At 70.4% G+C, this 18,835-nt stretch carries 15 protein-coding genes; all 15 read left to right on the top strand.

Annotation, left to right across the window (positions count from 1 at the left end):
* The coding region (locus tag QN141_13165; protein ID MDR7559426.1) for a PxKF domain-containing protein at nucleotides 1-1,137 on the top strand (1,137 nt) is incomplete at its 5' end.
* A gap of 156 nt (nucleotides 1,138-1,293) precedes the next feature.
* Nucleotides 1,294-3,672 (top strand): DEAD/DEAH box helicase, encoded by a 2,379-nt coding sequence (locus QN141_13160; GenBank protein MDR7559425.1) that lies wholly within the window; start codon nucleotides 1,294-1,296, stop codon nucleotides 3,670-3,672.
* A complete protein-coding gene (locus QN141_13155) occupies nucleotides 3,644-4,117 on the top strand; it encodes a TIGR00725 family protein (protein MDR7559424.1) in 474 nt (157 codons plus the stop codon). The genes QN141_13160 and QN141_13155 overlap by 29 nt, the downstream gene beginning before the upstream one ends.
* A complete protein-coding gene (rsmI, locus tag QN141_13150; protein ID MDR7559423.1) occupies nucleotides 4,114-4,950 on the top strand; it encodes a 16S rRNA (cytidine(1402)-2'-O)-methyltransferase in 837 nt (278 codons plus the stop codon). Before QN141_13155 ends, rsmI begins: the two co-directional genes overlap by 4 nt.
* The gene (locus QN141_13145; protein MDR7559422.1) at nucleotides 4,950-6,110 is read left to right on the top strand and encodes a dihydrodipicolinate synthase family protein; all 1,161 of its coding nucleotides are present in this window, start codon (nucleotides 4,950-4,952) and stop codon (nucleotides 6,108-6,110) included. The genes rsmI and QN141_13145 overlap by 1 nt, the downstream gene beginning before the upstream one ends.
* Nucleotides 6,111-6,119: 9 nt before the next feature.
* Nucleotides 6,120-6,431 (top strand): antibiotic biosynthesis monooxygenase family protein, encoded by a 312-nt coding sequence (locus QN141_13140; protein MDR7559421.1) that lies wholly within the window; start codon nucleotides 6,120-6,122, stop codon nucleotides 6,429-6,431.
* Nucleotides 6,432-6,780: 349 nt separating this feature from the next.
* A complete protein-coding gene (gene metG, locus QN141_13135) occupies nucleotides 6,781-8,757 on the top strand; it encodes a methionine--tRNA ligase (GenBank protein MDR7559420.1) in 1,977 nt (658 codons plus the stop codon).
* 20 nt (nucleotides 8,758-8,777) lie between these two features.
* The gene (locus tag QN141_13130; protein ID MDR7559419.1) at nucleotides 8,778-9,551 is read left to right on the top strand and encodes a TatD family hydrolase; all 774 of its coding nucleotides are present in this window, start codon (nucleotides 8,778-8,780) and stop codon (nucleotides 9,549-9,551) included.
* A complete protein-coding gene (locus tag QN141_13125) occupies nucleotides 9,544-10,722 on the top strand; it encodes a M48 family metalloprotease (protein ID MDR7559418.1) in 1,179 nt (392 codons plus the stop codon). The genes QN141_13130 and QN141_13125 overlap by 8 nt, the downstream gene beginning before the upstream one ends.
* Before the next feature lie 10 nt (nucleotides 10,723-10,732).
* Nucleotides 10,733-11,497 carry a 2-phosphosulfolactate phosphatase gene (locus QN141_13120; GenBank protein ID MDR7559417.1) on the top strand — a complete coding sequence of 255 codons (765 nt, stop codon included), beginning with the start codon at nucleotides 10,733-10,735 and terminating at the stop codon, nucleotides 11,495-11,497.
* A gap of 43 nt (nucleotides 11,498-11,540) precedes the next feature.
* The gene (locus QN141_13115) at nucleotides 11,541-12,476 is read left to right on the top strand and encodes a hypothetical protein (GenBank protein ID MDR7559416.1); all 936 of its coding nucleotides are present in this window, start codon (nucleotides 11,541-11,543) and stop codon (nucleotides 12,474-12,476) included.
* 122 nt (nucleotides 12,477-12,598) lie between these two features.
* Nucleotides 12,599-13,240 (top strand): TetR/AcrR family transcriptional regulator, encoded by a 642-nt coding sequence (locus tag QN141_13110; GenBank protein MDR7559415.1) that lies wholly within the window; start codon nucleotides 12,599-12,601, stop codon nucleotides 13,238-13,240.
* Entirely contained in the window at nucleotides 13,240-14,535 is a 1,296-nt protein-coding gene (locus QN141_13105) for an efflux RND transporter periplasmic adaptor subunit (GenBank protein MDR7559414.1), read from the top strand. The genes QN141_13110 and QN141_13105 overlap by 1 nt, the downstream gene beginning before the upstream one ends.
* Complete coding sequence (locus QN141_13100) at nucleotides 14,535-17,696, top strand: efflux RND transporter permease subunit (protein ID MDR7559413.1); 3,162 nt, start codon at nucleotides 14,535-14,537, stop codon at nucleotides 17,694-17,696. The genes QN141_13105 and QN141_13100 overlap by 1 nt, the downstream gene beginning before the upstream one ends.
* Nucleotides 17,671-18,834: a radical SAM protein gene (locus QN141_13095; protein MDR7559412.1), complete on the top strand. Its 1,164-nt coding sequence runs from the start codon at nucleotides 17,671-17,673 to the stop codon at nucleotides 18,832-18,834. Before QN141_13100 ends, QN141_13095 begins: the two co-directional genes overlap by 26 nt.
* The last annotated feature ends 1 nt before the right edge of the window (nucleotide 18,835 follow it).

Raw genomic sequence — 18,835 nt, 5'->3', positions numbered from 1 at the left:
GTGGCACTCAACCCGGCGGGGACGCGTCTCTATGTCACCAACTTCGGTGGGAATAGCGTGTCCGTCGTGGACACGGCCGCCAACAGGGTCGTGGCCACGGTTGCCGTAGGGATCGGACCGCGCGGGGTGGAGGTGAGCCCCGACGGCTCTCAGGTCTTCGTCGTGAACTTCAACGGGTCGCCCGAAGTGTCCGTAATCGATGCGGCCACGAATACGGTCGCGGAGTGGATCGACGGCGACCCGGCGGCCGGCGCGACGGGAGCGGCGCTGAGTCCGGACGGCGGGCGGCTGTACGTCACGGAGTACTATGCCAGCAGACTCAGGGTCTTTGACACCACGACCAATGCGATCGTCGCTAGCATCCCGGTGGGCGTGGAGCCCCAGGGGGTGGCCGTCAACCCGACGGGCACGCGCGTGTACGTCGCCAACAACGGCAGCGAGAGCGTGTCCGTGATCGACGCGGCGACGAATACGAAGCTGCCCGACATCCTCCTTCCGGGCGGCGCGCCCTTCGGCGTCGCCGTCAGTTCGGACGGGCGCCGGATCTTCGTCGTTGACGGGGGCCAGAACCGGCTGGTTGCCATCGACGCTGCAACCAATGGGGTTGTGGCCAGCGTGCCGGTCGGCAACATGGCCGTCGGATTCGGCCGCTTCGTCGAGCCCTCCAAGTCCAGCTACCGGTTCCTCGGATTCTTCCCGCGGCCGCGCCACAACCCGGTGTCGGCGCGGGCCGGGGCGCGGATCACCCTGCGCTGGCAGATCGAAGACTCGACGGGCCAGCCAGTGAAGGCGCTGAGCGCGGTCTCCTCGATCCAGGTCGGGAAGATCGCCTGCCCGAGCGGACCGGTCAGCGGCGTGGTCAGCGCGAAAGGACGGCTTCGCTACGTCTCCTGGAACCGGCGCGACCACCACAAGGGTCCCTTCGACCGGGGCGCCTTCGCCGAGGATGAGGACGATGAAGAGGACGACGAGATCGTCCGCCACAAGGACGACAACGACCGCGCCTGGTCGTGGATCCGCCGTGGGTACTACCGCTACACCTGGCAGACGGAGCGATCCTGGCGCGGCTCCTGCCGGCGCTTTATCGTGACTCTGGACGACGGGAGCGCGCACACGCTGGACTTCCGCTTCCGGTAGATCGCACCACCAGCAATCAGGAACAGGGCCGGGCACCGCGCCCGGCCCTTCCTTCTTTCCGGGGTCGGGACGCCGGCGGGCCGGTCCGGTCGCGGCTGCGCTGGCAGGGCGGCGCGGCGGCGGTCATAATACTCCTGGCAGGAGCGCCGCGACCCGATGGATGTCCGCGCCTTCCTCGACGACCTCCAGCGCCAGTCCGGGTACGCCGGACAGATGGTGCATACGCAGTTCATTCCGCCCCGCCCGGCGCGCTACGCCGTGCTCACGCCGCCGCCCGCCGAACCGCTGCGGCGGGCTCTCCAGCGCCGCGGCATCCGCCGGTTCTACCGGCACCAGGTCGAGGCGATCGGGGCCGTGCGCAGCGGTGAGCACACTGTCGTCGTCACGGGTACGGCCAGCGGGAAGACGCTGTGCTACACGGTCCCGGTGCTGGAGACGCTGCTCGCCGACCCCCAGGCCCGCGCGCTGTACGTCTTCCCCACCAAGGCTCTGGCCCAGGATCAGGCCGATGCCCTTGCGGAACTGGAGCTGGGCGTGCCCTTCGCCACCTACGACGGCGACACCCCGATCCGCCGCCGGAGGGAGCTCCGGGAGACGGCACAGATCATCCTCACCAACCCCGACATGCTGCACGTGGGCATCCTCCCCCAGCACTTCCGCTGGGCGGCCTTCTTCCGCCGCCTGCGCTATGTGGTCATCGACGACGCCCACGTCTACCGCGGCGTTTTCGGCAGCCACGTCGCCAACATCATCCGTCGGTTGCGGCGGATCTGCCGGATGCACGGCGCCGCGCCGGTCTTCGTCTGTACGTCAGCGACCATCGGCAACCCGGAGGAGTTTGCCTCGACGCTGCTGGGTTTGCCCGTCCGGGTGATCGCCGACGACGGCTCGCCGTCGGGGCCGCGCTGGTTCGTCCTGTGGAATCCGCCGATCATCGACCGGGCCCGGGCGCGCCGCCGCAGCGCCTACGTGGAAGGCAGCGCCCTGTTCGCCGAACTGGTGCGCCGGGAAGTGCGGACCATCGCCTTTACCCAGGCCCGGAAGATCACCGAGCTCGTGTACCGCTACGCCCGCGCCGCCCTGGAGGAGCGGGCGCCGGAGCTGGCCGACCGCATCAGTCCCTACCGCGCCGGCTACCTCCCCCGGGAACGCCGGGCCATCGAGCGACGGCTGTTCGACGGCGAGTTGCTGGGCGTGATCTCGACCAGCGCGCTGGAGCTGGGCATCGACGTCGGCGGGCTGGACGCCGCCGTGCTCGTCGGTTATCCCGGCACCATCGCCAGCACCTGGCAGCGGGCCGGCCGCGCCGGCCGGGGGACGGATGAGGCCCTGGTCGTCCTCATCGCGCTGGAAGACGCCCTCGACCAGTACCTGATGCGCGCGCCGGAGTATCTGTTCGAGCGGACGGTGGAGCAGGCCGCGATCGATCCGGAGAACCCGTACATCCTGGCCGGCCACCTGCGCTGTGCGGCCGCCGAACTTCCGGTGGGAAGTCGGGATACGGAGCTTTTTGGGCCGCGCATGCTGGAGCTGGCCCGCCTCCTGGAAGGACACGGCGACCTGCGGAACCGGCATGACCGCTGGTACTGGGCCGGGGCGCGCTATCCCGCCGGCGACGTGGAGGTCCGCAGCGCGGGCGGCGAGGCGTTCCGCGTGGTCGAGGCGCCGGGCGGGCGCCTCATCGGCACGGTGGACGGCGCGCGCGCCCTGGAGCAGCTGCACCCGGGTGCGGTCTACCTCCACCAGGGAGAACCCTACCTGGTCGGACGGCTGGATCTGGCGTCGCGCACGGCGACCGTGGTGCCGGCCGAGGGGGACTACTACACGCAGCCGCGGTCCGACACCGACCTGGAGATCCTCGCCGTCCGGCGCCAGCGCCCGTGGGGGCCGACGGTCGCCTGCTTCGGCGACGTCGAGGTCCGCACGCAGGTCACCGGGTTTGTCCGCAAGCGGCTCTTCTCGGAGGAGGTCCTGGGCGAGGAACCGCTCGACCTGCCCGAGGAACGGCTGCAAACCACGGCGTTGTGGTTCGGCATTCCGGCCGGGATCGAAGAGGAGCTCCGCCGCCGCCAGCTGGATCTGGCCGGCGGCATCCATGCCGTGGAGCACGCAGCGATCGGCGTACTGCCGCTGTTTGCGATGTGTGACCGCTGGGACCTGGGCGGCGTCTCCTACCCGGTTTATCCGGAGATGGACGCCCCGGCGATCTTCATCTACGAAGGACATCCCGGCGGGGTGGGGATTACGGAGAAGGGCTACGCGCTCCTGGACGAGGTGATGGCGGCGGCCCTGCGGACCATTGAAGGCTGTCCCTGCGAAGCGGGGTGTCCGTCGTGTATCCAGTCGCCGAAGTGCGGCAACCTGAACGAGCCGTTGGACAAGGCGGCCGCCGTGCTCATCCTGCAGCGCCTGCTCCGTCCGGCCGCAGACCGTCTGCCTCCTCCGCCGGCGCAGGACGCCCCGCTGCCGCCCCAGGCCCCGGCTTCGATCCTTCCCGGAGGACGACGTGCGCCGCGTCATCGGCGTCATTGGTGAAAGCGTCTTTTCCGATCCGGCGCACGAGGCGCTGGCCGAGGAGGTCGGTCGGCGGATCGCCGAGGCCGGCTGCATCCTCCTCTGCGGAGGCCTGGGCGGGGTGATGGAGGCCGCGGCCCGCGGCGCGCGGGGCGCCCGCGGCCTGACGGTCGGCGTGCTGCCCGGCCCGCAGCGCGACGAAGCCAATCCCTACATCGACGTCGCCATCGCCACCGGGATGGGGCAGATGCGCAACGTCGTCATCGTCCTGACGGCCGATGTCCTGATCGCCATCGGGGGCGGATACGGCACCCTGTCCGAGATCGGCCATGCCCTGCGCTGCGGGAAGCCCGTCGTGGGACTGCGCACCTGGGAGGCGCAGCGCGGAGGCGAGCGGGCCCCGCTGACCGTGGTGGAGACGGCGGAGGAGGCCGTCCGCGCCGCGCTGCGTCTGGCCGCCCCATGAGCGCCGGAACGCTGTATCTCGTCGCCACGCCCATCGGAAATCTGGAAGATCTGACCTTTCGCGCCCGGCGCGTCCTGGCCGAGGTCGATCTCATCGCCTGCGAGGACACCCGCCGCACCCGCCGGCTCCTGACACACTACGGGATTACGACCCCTACGGTGAGCTTTCACGAGCACAACGAGGAGGCGCGCAGCGCCGAACTGGTCCGGCGCCTGCGCCGGGGGGAGCATGTGGCTCTGGTCTCCGATGCCGGCACGCCGGCCCTGTCCGATCCGGGCTACCGGTTGATCCGCGCCGCGGCTTCCGCAGGACTCACCATCGTCCCGGTCCCGGGGGCGAGCGCCGTGCTGGCGGCGCTGACGGTCTCGGCCCTGCCCACCGACCGCTTCACCTTTCTGGGGTTCCTGCCCCGCCGGTCCGGCGAGCGGCGTCGGGCTCTGGCGGCGGTGCGCACCCTGCCCTGGACGCTGGTGCTCTACGAGGCCCCGCACCGGCTGACGGCGGCGCTGGAGGACATCGCTCTGGTCCTCGGGAACCGGCGCGTGGCGCTGGCCCGTGAACTCACCAAGAAATTCGAGGAAGTGTTCCGGGGCACGGTGGCAGAGGCGCTGGACCACCTGCGCGCTCACCCCCCGCAGGGAGAGTTCACGATCGTCGTGGCAGGAGCAACGGAGGCGGTGACGGAAGGGGAGGACGATCCGGCGGCGCGGATGCGTGCCCTGCTGGAGGCGGGGGTCCCGCCCACCAGGGCGGTCCAGGAGGTGAGGCGGGCCTGCGGGCTCGGCAGACGCCAGGCCTATGAGCTGATGCTCCGGATGCGAGGAAAGGGCTGATGGCCGGTCGGTTGCCGCGGCCGCGGGACTACGCGCGGGTGTTCCAGGCGGCCAGCGAGTCCGAAGCGGCCCTGGTCGAGCGCATCCTCCTTGACGCCGGCATTCCGGTCCTGGTCCGCAGCCGCCAGGTGCCGATGTACGCCGAGGTGATTCGAGGGGCCAGCGGGATCTGGGGAGACGTCTTGGTCCCCCTGGCGTACGAGGAACCGGCCAGGCGCTACGTCGCGGAGTATCTCCGCCAGATGAAGGAGGCAGGACGGGTGAGTCGATTCGGAGGGATCATTCCGCCGCTGGTCACGCTGTTTGATCAGCAGGGGCGCATCGACGAGGACGCCAACCGGGCCCATCTCGACTTCGTCATCGCGGGCGGCGTGCACGGCGTCTTCGCCCTGGGCAGCACGGGGGAGGCCATGCACCTCACGGCGGAGGAACGCCGGGCGTTCACCGCCCTGGTCGTCCGCCACACGGACGGCCGGGTTCCCGTGCTGGTCGGGTGCCTGTCCACCGCGACCGAGGAGGCCGTGGCCCTGGCCCGGTATGCCGAGGAGATCGGCGCCGACGGCGTGATCGTCATCCCGCCCTACTACTGGACGCCCAACGACCAGGCGATCGAGATGCACATCGGGGCGGTGGCAGAAGCGGTGACCCTCCCGGTCCTGATCTACAACTTTCCCGCAGTTGTGGGCCGCAGTATCCCGGCGCCGCTGGTGGCCCGTCTGGCGACGGCCCACGACAACGTCCTCGGCATCAAAGAGACGATCGACAGTATCAGCCACATCCACGAGGTGATCGCGCGGATCAAGCCGCGCAAACCCGAGTTCAGCGTGCTCTGCGGGTACGAGTTCCACCTGTTGAACACGCTGCTGAGCGGCGGTGACGGCGCGATCCCCGCGGTGGCCAACGTCGCTCCCGCCCCGCCCGTGGCGATCTACGAGCACTGGCGGGCCGGCCGCCTGGCCGAGGCGGCCGCGGTGATGCGCCAGCGCCTGGAGCTGGCGACGCTGTATCAGCTGGACGCGCCCTTCTTCGTGGTCATCAAGGAGGCGATGGCGATGCTCGGCCGGATCGCCCACCCCACCGTCCGGGCTCCCGCGCCGCCGCTGAGCGAGGAGCACCGCCTCCGGTTGCGGGAGCTGCTGACCGCCGCCGGGTTGTTGTGAGCGCGGGCGATGATCCGTTCGATCATCAGACTGCAGGTGGCGGCGGGCCGGGAGCGCGAGTTCGAGGAGACCTTCCGGGCGCGCGGCGTGCTGGCGCTGGCCAGGGAGGTGGCGGGGCTGCGCAGCGGTGAGCTCCTGCGTCCTCTGAGGCCGGGTGATCCCTACGTCGTCATCGCCACCTGGGACAGCCCAGCGGCCTACGATGCCTGGGTCAGGAGCGCCGCACGGGGTCAGGTGAACAGCGCGGTCCCCATTTCTGAACCTGTCGACCCCGCGGACCTGTACGAGATCGTCGAGTCCTACCCCCCTCCGCCGCCCTGAGGCCGCCGGTCCGTCGTCCCGGCCCTGTCATTGACGCTGCCCCTCTGCCCCAGTAGAATGGGTCGCACAAGCGGTGACGGAGCGGGAGTACCCGTCTGTCCGGTCCTGAAGCGAGCCGGGTGCGGTGGAAGCCGGCGGGAGGACGGCGGCGAACATGGCTCCGGAGCTGCGGGTCCGAAAGAGCAGGGTCGAGTAGGACCCGCCGGGCGGTTCCCGTGAACGGGCCAGGGTGTCGGGCGGCGACGCCCCGCACCCGTCGAGGCGTACGGCGCGAAACTGGGTGGTACCACGAGGAGGTGCCCCTCGTCCCACGGACGAGGGGCGCATTGTCTTTCGAGGGGTGGTGACCGTGGCCGGAAAGACCTACTACATCACGACGCCCATCTACTATGTGAACGATGTGCCGCACATCGGGCACGCCTACACCACCATTGCCGCCGACGTGGCCGCGCGGTTTAAACGCCTGGCCGGCTACGAGACCTTCTTCCTCACCGGCACCGATGAGCACGGGATCAATATCGAGCGCGCCGCCCGGCAGCACGGGGTGACGCCCCAGGCCTGGTGCGACCGCATCGCGGCCGAGTTCCGACGGCTGTGGGAGGTCCTGAACATCAGGTACGACGACTTCATCCGGACCACGGAGCCCCGCCACGAGCGCGTGGCCGCCCTGCTGTTCCAGAAGCTCTACGACCAGGGGGATATCTACCCGGGGCGGTACGAGGGCTGGTACTGCGCCTCCTGTGAGTCGTTCTACCTGGAGACGGAGCTCGGTCCGGACCGCACCTGCCCGGTCCACACGGGCCGCACGACGGAGTGGACGTCGGAGGAATCCTACCTCTTCCGCCTGTCCAGGTACCAAGACTGGTGGCTGCGGGCCGTGGAGGAGAATCCCGCGTTGATCGAACCCGAGGCGCGGCGGAACGAAGTCGTCTCCTTCGTGCGTGCGGGACTCCGCGATCTCTCCGTCAGCCGCTCCACCTTCACCTGGGGTGTGCCCGTGCCCTTCGACCGCCGCCACGTCATCTACGTCTGGATCGACGCCCTCACCAATTACATCTCGGCCCTGGGGTATCCCGACGGCGAACGGTTCCGCCGCTTCTGGCCGGCCACCGTCCACCTGGTGGGCAAGGAGATCGTCCGGTTCCACGCCGTCTACTGGCCCATCCTGCTCCACGCCGCCGGGATCCCGATCCCGCAGCAGACCTTTGCCCACGGCTGGCTCACCTTCGGGGGGCAGAAGTTCAGCAAGTCACTGGGCAACGTGATCGATCCGGCCGCCCTGGCCCGGGAGATCGCCCAGGAAGCCGGTGTAGACCAGGACATCGCCGTGGACGCCATCCGCTATTTTCTGTTGCGGGAGATTCCCTTCGGCGCCGATGGGGACTTCAACAAGCCGGGGCTGGTGCACCGCTTCAACGCCGACCTGGCCAACGATTACGGGAACCTGCTCAACCGGACGCTGCCGCAGATCGAACGGCATTTCGGCGGCGTGGTTCCCCCGCCCGAGCCGGCGGTCGGGACGGCGGGGGCGCTGCGCCGGACCGCGGCGGAGGTGGTCGATGCGCTGGATCCGCTCCTCTCGCGTCTCGACTTCACCCGCGCGCTGGCCGAGATCTGGAGGTTGCTGGCCCTGGCCAACAAATTCCTGGACGAGGAAGCGCCCTGGCGGACGGTCAGGACGGACCGCCGGCGGGCCGGCGCCGCCCTGGCCGAGACTGTCGAGGTGCTCCGGGGGGTCACCATCCTCCTGTCGCCCTGGCTGCCCGCGGCGACCCGGCGCGTCTGGGACCAGCTGGGGATCGGCGTGCCGCTGGAGGCCCAGCGTCTGGAGGATGCCCGGGAGGGGACGGTGCCCCCGGGGACCCGGGTCCGTCCCGGCGCTCCGGTCTTCCCCAGGATCGAGAAGTACCGGGTCGAGGTGCGGGAGGCCGGAGAGGCGCAGACTGGTCCTGGGCCGGCGACGCCCCCGAAAACGGAGCCGGCGGAGGAGGAGCCTGTGGGAGAGACCATCACCATCGAAGAGTTCCGCAGACTGGACATCCGTGTCGCCGAGGTCCTCGAGGCGAAGCGGGTGCCCAACACCGACAAGCTGATCGAAGCTAGGATCGACCTGGGAACCGAGGTGCGCACCATCATCACCGGGCTCATCCCCCAGTACACCCCGGAGGAACTGGTCGGCAAGCGCATCATCGTCCTGGCCAACCTGGCCCCGCGGCGGGTGCGCGGGGTCGACTCCCACGGGATGCTGCTGGCCGCGGAGTGGGACGGTCAGGTGGCGCTGCTGACGGTGGAAAAGAACGCCCCCAAGGGCGCGAAGATCACCTGAGGCCCGGTACCTCCCCGGAGATGGAGCTCTTCGACTCCCACCTGCATCTCGAAGATCGGGCCTTCGACCCGGACCGCGAGCAGGTGCTGGCCCGGGCCCGGGCCGCCGGCGTGGTCGGGATGGTCACGGTGGGCTCCGACGTCCCCTCGTCCGCAGCCGCCGTCTCGCTGGCCGACCGGCACCCGGACGTCTATGCCGCGGTGGCCGTCCACCCGCAGGAGGCGGAGCAGGTTACCGCGGAGACGATGGACGAACTCCGGAGATTGGCCGCGCACCCGAAGGTGGTCGCCGTCGGGGAGACGGGCCTGGACTATGTCCGCGGTCCCGATCGGGAGATCCAGCGTCGCGCCTTCCGCCGGCACCTGCGTCTGGCCGCCGAGCTGAGTCTCCCCGCGGTCGTTCACTGCCGGGAGGCGTTTGGGGATGTCCTGGATATACTAGGAGAGTGGAAATCCGTGCGGGCGGTCCTGCACGCCTTCTCGGGATCGACGGAGTTCGCCCGCCGGTGTGTCCAGGCCGGATACGTCATCTCCCTCGGGGGTCCCGTGACGTACCGGAACGCCCGTCAGGTCCTGGAGGTGGCCCGGTGCGTTCCCGCCGAGGCCCTGCTGCTCGAGACCGATGCACCGGTGTTGACGCCGGAACCCTTCCGCGGCCGGCGCAACGAGCCGGCCTACCTCGTGCCCATTGCCGCGCGCCTGGCCGCGCTGCGCGGGGTGACCGCCGAGGAGATCGCCGGGGTCACCACCGAGAACGCGCGGAAGGTGTTTCGCCTGGGGTGCTCCGGTGGCTGAAGAGCATGGGCCGGGCGAAACCGACATGCCCGCCGGCGGGATCCGCCCGGCGCTGAAGAGCCGGTCCTCTGCGGCGCTGGCCATGCGTTCGCTGCGGACCGCGCTCCTGCTCGTTCTCCTGTCAGTCCTTCTCCTTCCGACGCCCCTGCCGGCGGCGTCCGCGGACGAGGCGGAGATCCGCATCGGCCGGACCTACGCCCAGCAGCTGGAGGCGCAGTACCGCCTCCTCGCCGACCGGGACGTCGTCGAACGGGTCCGGCGCATCGGCCGGCTCGTCGCGGAGATCTCCGATCGTCCCGCCCTCCCCTGGACGTTCAACGTCATCGAGTGGAAGGAGCCCAACGCCGTGGCGCTGCCCGGCGGTTTCGTCTACGTCACCAGCAGCATGCTGGCCTTCGTGCGGTCCGACCACGAGCTGGCTGCGGTGCTGGCCCACGAGATCGCCCACACCGCCCGGCGCCACCAGATGGCGATGATCCGTCGCAGCAACCAGGCCGCGTTCTGGACCATCGTCGTCGCCGTGCTGACGCGCGACCCGGCGATCGCCCAGGGCGCGCAGCTGGTGAGCTACGGCCTGCTCAGCGGCTATACCCGGGAGATGGAGCGGGAGGCGGACCTCCTGGGGCTGGCCTACCTGACCAGGACCCCGTACACCCCGGTGGCCGCCCTCACGGTGATGGAACATCTGCTCCGCGAGGAGCGCTACCGGCCGCGGGCGGACCCGGGCGACCTCCGTGACCACCCGAAGACGGAGGAACGGGTGGCGTACATCGAGGCCGAACTGCGCCGGCGCGGCATCCCCCTGGTGCGCCGTCCCGCCGCCAACTTCCTGCGGGTGACGACCCGCACGGTCACCGAGGGGGGACGGCAGGTCGCCGAGCTGGCCGTCAACGACACGGTGATCCTCCGCCTGCCCGATCCCTCCCGCATCGCGGCGATGGCCGCGGCGCTGGACCGGTTCTTCGACCGAGATCCCGATCCGGGCGAGGTGGGCGTGATTCGGCTGGGGCAGGTTTACGAAATCGTGGGCGGGCGCACCACGCTGCTCATCGTGACCCCTGCGGACGGGGCGTTCCTGGGGACGTCCGTCGCCGAGGCCGCGGCGGTCATTGAATCGCGCCTGCGCTGGGCGATCGAGCGGGACCGGCGCCATCGACAGTTCAACGGGTAGGCAGGGCGGCATGCGCCTGCACGTCGCCTTCCACCCCTCGCTGCTCCTCACGGGGGCGCTGGACCCCGCGCCGGTGGACCGCCCTCAGGTGTGCGTGGTCGTGGACGTCCTGCGGGCCAGCACGTCGCTCGTGACCCTGGTGGAGCGCGGGGCCGACGGGGTGTACATCGCGCCCAGCGTCGCGGTGGCCCGCGCCCGGAAAGGCGAGCTCCCCCGGGTGGTGATGGCGGGCGAAGAGGGCGGGCTGGCTCCCGAGGGATTCGACTACGGCAACTCTCCGGTCGAACTCGCTGCGGCGGAGATCCGAGGGCGACCGGTGATATTCGTCACGACGAACGGCACGGCGGCGATCCGCGCCGTCGCCGGCCTGGGACCGGTGCTCATCGGCGCCATGCGCAACGGCGCGGCGGCGGCGGCCGAGGCCTTCCGCCTCGCCCGGGCCGCGGGGTCGGATGTAACGCTGGTCTGCGCCGGTCGCGAAGGCGGCTTCGGCCTCGACGACGCCTACTGCGCCGGTTATCTCACCTCCCGGTTGCTGGAGCACGGTCCGTTCGACCTCACCGACGGGGCGGAGGCCGCCCTTCTGCTGTATCGATCGGAGCCGGATACGCTGGCCGTGTTCCTGCGGGCCGCGGCGGGTCGGAACATCGTGCGTCTGGGGCTCCAGGCGGACGTGTCCTACTGCGCCCGGCGGGACTGCTCCTCCGTCGTTCCCACGGTAGGACGCGAACTGCGGCTGGTGGAGGAGACCGTCCCCGGGGAGCGTAGGCAGTAGGCGGAGCAGATCTCGCCGGCTCCATGCCAGAGAGGGATCCCGGTTGCGGACCTTCCTGACCGTCCTCGTTATTTTCCTGGCCGCTTCTCCCCTGGCGGCACAGGGCGTCACCGTGCGGCTCTCGGGCGACATCGTCATCCCGCCCGGCACGGTCCATGACGGTTCGGCCCTGACCCTGAACGGCCGGATCCAGGTGGACGGGACGCTGCGCGGCGACGCGATGACGATGAACGGTGACGTCGCCGTGAACGGGACGGTCACCGGATCCGTACGCACCTTCAACGGAGACATCTCCCTGGCCCCGGGCGCCGTGGTCGGCGGCGACGTCTGGTCGGCGAACGGCCGCGTGGAGATGCGGCCCGGCGCCCGCGTGCGAGGACGCATCCGGCCCTCCGGCGTTCCGCCGCCGGATGGCCCCCCGCCGGCGTCGCGCCAGGGCCGGGTCTGGGGGCGCGACTGGTGGATGGGGTGGCCGGGGCTGATACGCGCGGCGGCGACGTTCACCTTCGTCGCATTCATCGTCCTGGCCGCCGCGGTGGCCGCGCTGTTTCCCGGGCCCACCCGCCGCATCGCGGACGCCGTGCACTATTCGCCGGGCGAAGCGATCCTCGCCGGGATCCTGCTGTGGATCCTGCTCCCGCCCCTGGCCGTGCTGCTGGCGGTCTCCATCGTGGGCATCCCCCTGATCGCCTTCCTGCCCTTCGCCGTGATGCTGCTGGCCCTGGCCGGCTTCGCCGGCGTTTCGCGGCTGCTGGGGGACCGGATCCTGGGCGGTTTTCAAGAGCAACACGCCGCAGCGCTCGAGGCGGTCGTCGGGGCCGCGCTGCTGGGGGTGCTGGCCTTCATCCCCGGGTTGGGCTGGGTGGCGATCTTCCTGGCCGTCACCTGGGGGACCGGAGCCGTGCTTTTGCTCCTGCTCCGACGCGCCCGAGGGGCTCCGCCGGGCACCTCCGGAGTGCACGCGACCGGCCCGACTTGACAGCGGGCTCCCCCGGGGTGTAGCGTCCAGGAGGGAGTCAAACCGACCGTCCGGTTTTCATTCCCCTTGCCGGCAAGCGGAGGCCCGTCTGTGTCGATCGGATCCATAGGAGTAGTGCGCACATGAGCCCGAGGGTGACGACCGCTCACGAGCAGGGCCAGCGGAGGCGGATTCTTCACGCCGCGGCGATCTGCTTCGCGCGGGCCGGAGTGCACCGGACCACCATCCAGGATATCTGCGACGAAGCGGGGCTGAGCAAGGGCGGCGTGTACACGTACTTCAAGTCCAAGGACGAGATCCTTGCCGCCGTTGTGGGCCACAGCGTCGCGCACTCCCTGGAACGGGCGAAGGCCGCGGCGGCCACGGCCACCACGCCCCTGGAGAAGATTGACAGGATCGCGACACAGTTCACCGCCGATCTCGCTGCGAAGCAGGCCTCGCCCGGTTTCTCCCCCCGTCTGCTCCTGGAGGTATGGGCGCAGGCCAGCAAGGACGACCGGCTGAGCGCGCTGTGCGCCCGCGGCTACGACGAGTGGCGAAGGTTCATCGCGGCGCTGCTGCGCGAAGCGCAGACTGTCGGGCAGCTGCGGCCGGATGTCGACACCGACGCGCTGGCCGCGATCGTCGTCTCGACCTTCGACGGCCTCAGCCTGCAGGAGGCCCTGAGCGGGGTCCCGATCGACTGGCCGCGGATCGTGCAGACCCTGCGGCTGGCGATGGGAGAGGGCACGTTCACGGCACACACACGTGAAGGGGTACGCTGATGCGGAAGTGGACCATCATCCTGGCCGTCGCCGTTCTCCTCGTCGCGGGAGGAGTGGTCGCCCAGCAACGCATGCGCGCCGCCCCCCAGCTCGGGGCGCAGAATCCGGCACCGGTGGAGACCGTGGCGGTGGAGACGGTGCCGGCCCGGCGGGGGGCGATCGAACAAACCCTGGATCTCACCGGGACCGTGCTCTCGGCCCGGCGGGTGGACCTGACCCCCAAGATGGCGGGACGGATCGCCGCCGTGTACGTCCAGGAGGGGAGCCGCGTCGCCGCCGGGCAGCCGATCGCCAGGCTCGAGACGGAGGAACTCACAGCACAGGTTCGCCAAGCCGAGGAGAATGTCCGCCAGGCCGCCGCGGCGCGCGAGGTGGCGCAGTCCCGACTGGCGGCGCTGCTGGCCGGCGCCCGGTCGCAGGAACGCGCCCAGGCGGAGAACGCCGTCCGGCAGGCCGAGGCGGCCCTCCGCAACGCCGAGGCGGAGGTGGCCCGGATGCAGCAGCTGTTCGCCGCCGGTGCGGTCAGCCGGCAGCAGCTCGACGCGGTCCTCCTCCAGCGTGACGTGGCGCGCGCCCAGCTGGACTCCGCGCGTCAACAGCTCAGCCTCGTGCGGTCGGGCGCGCGGGAGGAGGAGGTGGCCATGGCCCGGGCCCAGGTGGAACAGGCCGAGGCCGCCTACGGCGCGGCTCAGGCCGGGCTGCGGCTGGTCCGCCTGCAACTGGAGAACGCCACCATCCGCGCGCCCTTTGCCGGGCGGATCGCCGAGCTACCGGTCACCGTCGGGGAGTTCATCGCTCCGGGGATGAAGGTGGCCGTCCTCTACGACGACCGCGACCTGGAGGTGGAGGTCAGCGTCGGGGAGCGCGACCTGCCGCAGGTGCGCAGGGGGCAGGCGGCGACGGTGCGTCCTGACGCGGATCCCTCCCTGACGCTGCCCGGCACCGTCAGCCGGATCCAGCCCTCTGCCGACCCCCTGACGCGCGCGGCGAAGGTCCGCATCCGGCTGGCCGACGGATCGGGACGCCTGCTCCCGGGCATGTCGGCCCGTGTCTCGGTGCTGGTGGAGCGCAGGGAGAACGTGGTCGTGGTCCCCAGCGGCGCGATCCGGCAGAACGGACAGCCGGAAGTCGTGGTGGTCAAGGACGGCCGGGCCAGCGTGCGCAAGGTCCTGCTCGGGTTGCGCCACCATCACATCGTGCAGATCCTCTACGGGGTCGCCGAAGGCGAGCTCGTGGTCACGCTGGGGCCGGAGTCGCTGGCCAACGGCCAGGCGGTCAAGGTGGTGAACCGCTGATGTCGCTCTCCGCGCTGGCCGTTCGGCGGCCGGTGTTCGTGTTGATGGTGATCCTCGCCCTCCTGGTCCTGGGCGGGATCTCCTACAGCCGGATGCCGGTGGAACTGATGAGCAACGTCGAGTTTCCCTTTGTCACGGTCATCACCGCCTATCCCGGCGCCGGCCCCGAAGAAGTCGAGACGCTGATCAGCAAACCCCTGGAGGAACAGCTCAGTTCCCTGCCGGGTGTCCGTCGCGTCTACAGCACCAGCGAGGAAGGCGCCTCCATCGTGGCCATCGAGTTCCAGCTCGGCACCGGCATCGATGCGGCCACCGCCGACGTGCGCCAACGGGTGGACACCGTCCGGCCCCTGCTGCCCCGGGACGCCGAGGATCCCACGGTCGCGAAGTTCGACTTCAGCAGCCAGCCCATCCTGATTCTGGGCATGGGCGGCCGGCTCTCCGGCTACGAACTGCGGCAGATCGCCGACAACATCATCAAGCCCCGCCTGGAGCGCGTGCCGGGCGTGGCCGCGGTGAACGTCTCCGGCGGGAGGGTGCGGGAGATCCGGGTCGAGGTGGATCAGGACCGGCTGCGGGCCCTGGGCATCTCCGTGCTGCAGATCGAGAATCTCCTGCGCGCCGAGAACCTGAACATCCCCAGCGGCCGCCTCAGGCAGGGCGATGAGGAGTTCCTGGTCCGGGTGATGGGGCAGTTCCGCAGCGTGGAGGAGATCGGAGACCTCCGCATCCCGCGCCCGGGGGGCGCCGTGCTTCTGCGCGATGTGGCCCGCATCGTCGATACGCTCAAGGAACCGGACCGCCTCACCCGGCTGAACGGTCAGGACAGCGTGGGGATCACGATCCAGAAGCAGTCCGACGCCAACACGGTGGCCGTGGCCGACGGCGTGCACGAGGCGATCCGGGAGCTGCGCGCCGCGCTGCCGCCCGGCGTAAGCATCGAGGCGGCGCTGGACGCCTCGCTGTTCATCCGGGACTCCGTCGCCGACGTCCAGGGAAACCTCATCCTGGGCTCCCTCCTGGCCACGGTCGTGGTCTTTCTCTTTCTGCACAGCGTGCGCAACACGTTGATCATCGCCCTGGCCCTGCCGGCGGCGATCGTCGCCACCTACATCCCCATGTACTTCGCCGGGTTCTCGCTCAACATGCTCTCCCTGCTGGGTCTGGCCATCGCCATCGGGCTGATGATCGATAACGCCATCGTGGTCAACGAGAACATCAGCCGCCACCTCCAGGAGGGGAGCGATCCGCGCGAGGCCGCCCTGCGCGGGGCCAAGGAGATCGAGCTGGCGGTCATGGCCAGCAACCTGGCCAACGTGGCCGTCTTCCTGCCCATCGCCTTCATGCGGGGGCTGGTCGGCCAGTTCTTCCGCCAGTTCGGCCTGACCGTCGTCTTTGCCAACCTGTTCAGTATCCTCGTGGGCTTCACCCTCACCCCCATGCTGTCCGCACGGTGGCTGCGGCCCGCGACGGCCGACGCGCCGCCGGGGCGGACGGCCCGGGTGTTCGCCCGCTGGGACCGCTTCTATGGCTGGCTGGCCGAGCGCTATCGCGGGGCGCTGTCCTGGTCCCTGCAGCACCGCGGACGCGTGCTGCTCACCGCCGCGGCCCTCTTTGTCGCCGCCCTGGCCATCGTGGCCTCGCCCCTGGTGGGCAAGGAGTTCTTCCCCATGGGCGACTACGGCGAGTTCCAGATCGAACTCCGCATGCCGCCGGGCAGCTCCCTGGCCCAGACCGACCGCGCGGCGAAAGCCGTGGAAGCCGCCCTGCGGGCCACTCCGGAAGTCTCCACCTACTTTACCCTCGTCGGCGCCTCCGACACCGGGTTCGGATTCACCGAGGGCGGCAGTCAGCGCGCCCAGATCTTCGTCAAGCTGATCCCCCGCGACGCGCGTCAGCGCGGCGTGGGGGCGGTCATGGAAGATCTTCGCGCTCGCCTTCGTGATGTTCCGGCCGCGACGGTCAAAATCGGTTCGCAGGGCGTCGCCGGTGGCACCAGCCCCGTGCAGATCGAGATCACGGGGCCCGATCCGCAGGTACTGGCCCGCCTGGGGGCGCAGGTCCGCGAGGCCGTCGCCTCCACTTCCGGGACCCGCAACGTGGACACCAACCTCGAGCCGGGAAAGACGGAGGTGCAGATCGGGCTGGACCGCGTGCGTCTGGCGGAACTCGGCCTGACCACCGCGGAGATCGGCAGTCAACTGCGGACCTACATCTCCGGGACGGCGACAACCAAGTACCGCATTGCCGGTTCGGAGTACGACATCACCGTGCAGGCCCGGGCCCAGGATCGCGACGCCGTGCAGGAACTGGGTGCCCTGCGCGTCGGCCAGGTGAACGGGACGCCGATCTACCTGAGCGATGTGGGGCGGATGGAGCTGCGCCGGGGGCCGATCACCATCGACCGTCTGAACCGGCAACGTCTCGTCACCGTCGAGGCCGGGCTGGCGGGCCGCCCGCTGAGCGCCGTGGTCTCCGAGATCCAGGGCAAACTGAAGGAGATCACGGTGCCGCCGGGATACAGCATCGCCTTCGCCGGCGAGGCGCAATTCCAGCAGGAGACCTTCACCGATATGTTCTTCGCCCTGGGCCTCGGGACGCTGCTGGTCTACATGACCATCGCCGCGCAGTTCGAGTCGCTGCTCAACCCGTTCGCCATCATGTTCAGCCTTCCGCTGGCCGGGATCGGTGTCTTCTTCATGCTGCTGGTCACGCGCACCACGGTCAACCTGATGTCACTGCTCGGGATCATGATGCTGGCCGGGATTGTCGTGAACAACGCCATCCTGCTCATCGAGTTCATCACCCAGCTGCGCGAGCGGGGGCTGCCGCGGCGGGAGGCGATCCTGCAGGCCGGCCAGACGCGGCTGCGCCCGATCCTCATGACGGCGCTGGTGTCGATCATGGGCGGGCTGCCCGTGGCCCTGGGCATCGGCAGCAGCGGGGCGGAGTGGCGCCGCCCGCTCGGCATCGCCGTCCTCGGCGGTCTCACCACCTCCACCGTGCTGACCCTGTTCGTCATCCCGGTGGTGTACACGCTGCTGGACGACCTGGTCGCGCGCGTACGCGGGCGCCGCGTCGTCCCGGCGGGTCTTCCCCAACCGGTCGGGGGCGCGGAGAACGGCGGGCGGACAGATGGAGGCCCGTCTCCGGACCCGTGAGCGCTTCTCCCGTCCCGGGGAGCAGCGGTGTGCGCTGTGCGGTCGCTCCTCCCCTCTGATCGCCGCGCACCTGGGCATCTGCGGCCCCTGCGTCCGCGCGCGGCCCGCTGAAGCCCGGCAGGTGGCGGCCGCGTCGCATACGGCGGTGCGCCGCGCCTTCCGCATGCCGAGCGTCCCGCCGCGGGCGCCGGGGGGTGTGCGCTGCGGCCTGTGCCTGCACGATTGCGTGCTCGGGGAAGGAGATACCGGCTACTGCGGGCTGCGCACCGTGCAGGGGGGGCGGCTGGTCCACCTGGCGGGAGTGCCGTCGCGCGGCCTTCTGCACTGGTACCGGGATCCCCTGCCCACCAACTGCGTGGCCATGTGGGCCTGCGCCGGACGAACACAGCGGGGAGAGCACAACCTCGCCGTCTTCTACGGAAGCTGCACCCTGAACTGTCTGTTTTGCCAGAACTGGCATTACCGGGACCTGCTCCCCTCCCCCAGGGAGGTGGCGGCCCTTCGCGGCGATCCCGCGCCGGGAGTCGCCGCGCTGCGGCGGCGGACCACGAGCGCCCAGGAGCTGGCGGCGGCGGCCAATGCCCAGACGTTCTGCGTCTGCTACTTCGGCGGTGACCCGGCGTCCCAGATGCCCCACGCCCTGGCCTCCGCCGCGCTGCTGGCCCGGCGGGGTGTGGTCGTCTGCTGGGAGACGTCCGGGACAGCCAACACCGCACTGATGGACCGGGCGGTGGAACTCTCCCTGCAGAGCGGCGGCACCGTGAAGTTCGACCTGAAGGCCTTTGACGAGACCCTGCACATCGTGCTCACCGGCCACACCAACCGCCAGACCCTGGCCAACTTCGCGCGCGCCGCCGGCCGCGTCGCCCGGCGTCCCGAGCCGCCGCTGGTGGCGGCCAGCACGCTGCTGGTACCGGGCTATGTGGATGCCGAGGAGGTGGGGCGGATCGCCCGCTTCATCGCCTCCTTTTGCCGCGACATTCCCTACGCGCTGTTGGGCTTTGCTCCGAACTTCTACATGCCCGACCTCCCCTGCACCTCGGTAGGGCACGCAGAGGAGGCGGCCGCCGCGGCCCGCGACGCCGGCCTGACCAACGTGCGCATCGGCAACCGGCACGTGCTCTCGCGGGACTACTGAA

It is taken from the genome of Armatimonadota bacterium (assembly GCA_031459765.1).
Classification (GTDB): Bacteria; Sysuimicrobiota; Sysuimicrobiia; order Sysuimicrobiales; family Kaftiobacteriaceae; genus Kaftiobacterium; species Kaftiobacterium secundum.
Note: the sequence above shows the minus strand (reverse complement) of the source record. Positions and strands in the feature narration are given on the sequence as shown.

Coding starts and splice junctions, on each gene's coding strand:
- QN141_13120 (MDR7559417.1), top strand. CDS start 10,733: ATGCGCCTGCACGTCGCCTTCCACCCCTCGCTGCTCCTCACGGGGGCG.
- rsmI (MDR7559423.1), top strand. CDS start 4,114: ATGAGCGCCGGAACGCTGTATCTCGTCGCCACGCCCATCGGAAATCTG.
- QN141_13145 (MDR7559422.1), top strand. CDS start 4,950: ATGGCCGGTCGGTTGCCGCGGCCGCGGGACTACGCGCGGGTGTTCCAG.
- QN141_13110 (MDR7559415.1), top strand. CDS start 12,599: ATGAGCCCGAGGGTGACGACCGCTCACGAGCAGGGCCAGCGGAGGCGG.
- QN141_13100 (MDR7559413.1), top strand. CDS start 14,535: ATGTCGCTCTCCGCGCTGGCCGTTCGGCGGCCGGTGTTCGTGTTGATG.
- QN141_13140 (MDR7559421.1), top strand. CDS start 6,120: ATGATCCGTTCGATCATCAGACTGCAGGTGGCGGCGGGCCGGGAGCGC.
- QN141_13095 (MDR7559412.1), top strand. CDS start 17,671: ATGGAGGCCCGTCTCCGGACCCGTGAGCGCTTCTCCCGTCCCGGGGAG.
- QN141_13160 (MDR7559425.1), top strand. CDS start 1,294: ATGGATGTCCGCGCCTTCCTCGACGACCTCCAGCGCCAGTCCGGGTAC.
- QN141_13105 (MDR7559414.1), top strand. CDS start 13,240: ATGCGGAAGTGGACCATCATCCTGGCCGTCGCCGTTCTCCTCGTCGCG.
- QN141_13130 (MDR7559419.1), top strand. CDS start 8,778: ATGGAGCTCTTCGACTCCCACCTGCATCTCGAAGATCGGGCCTTCGAC.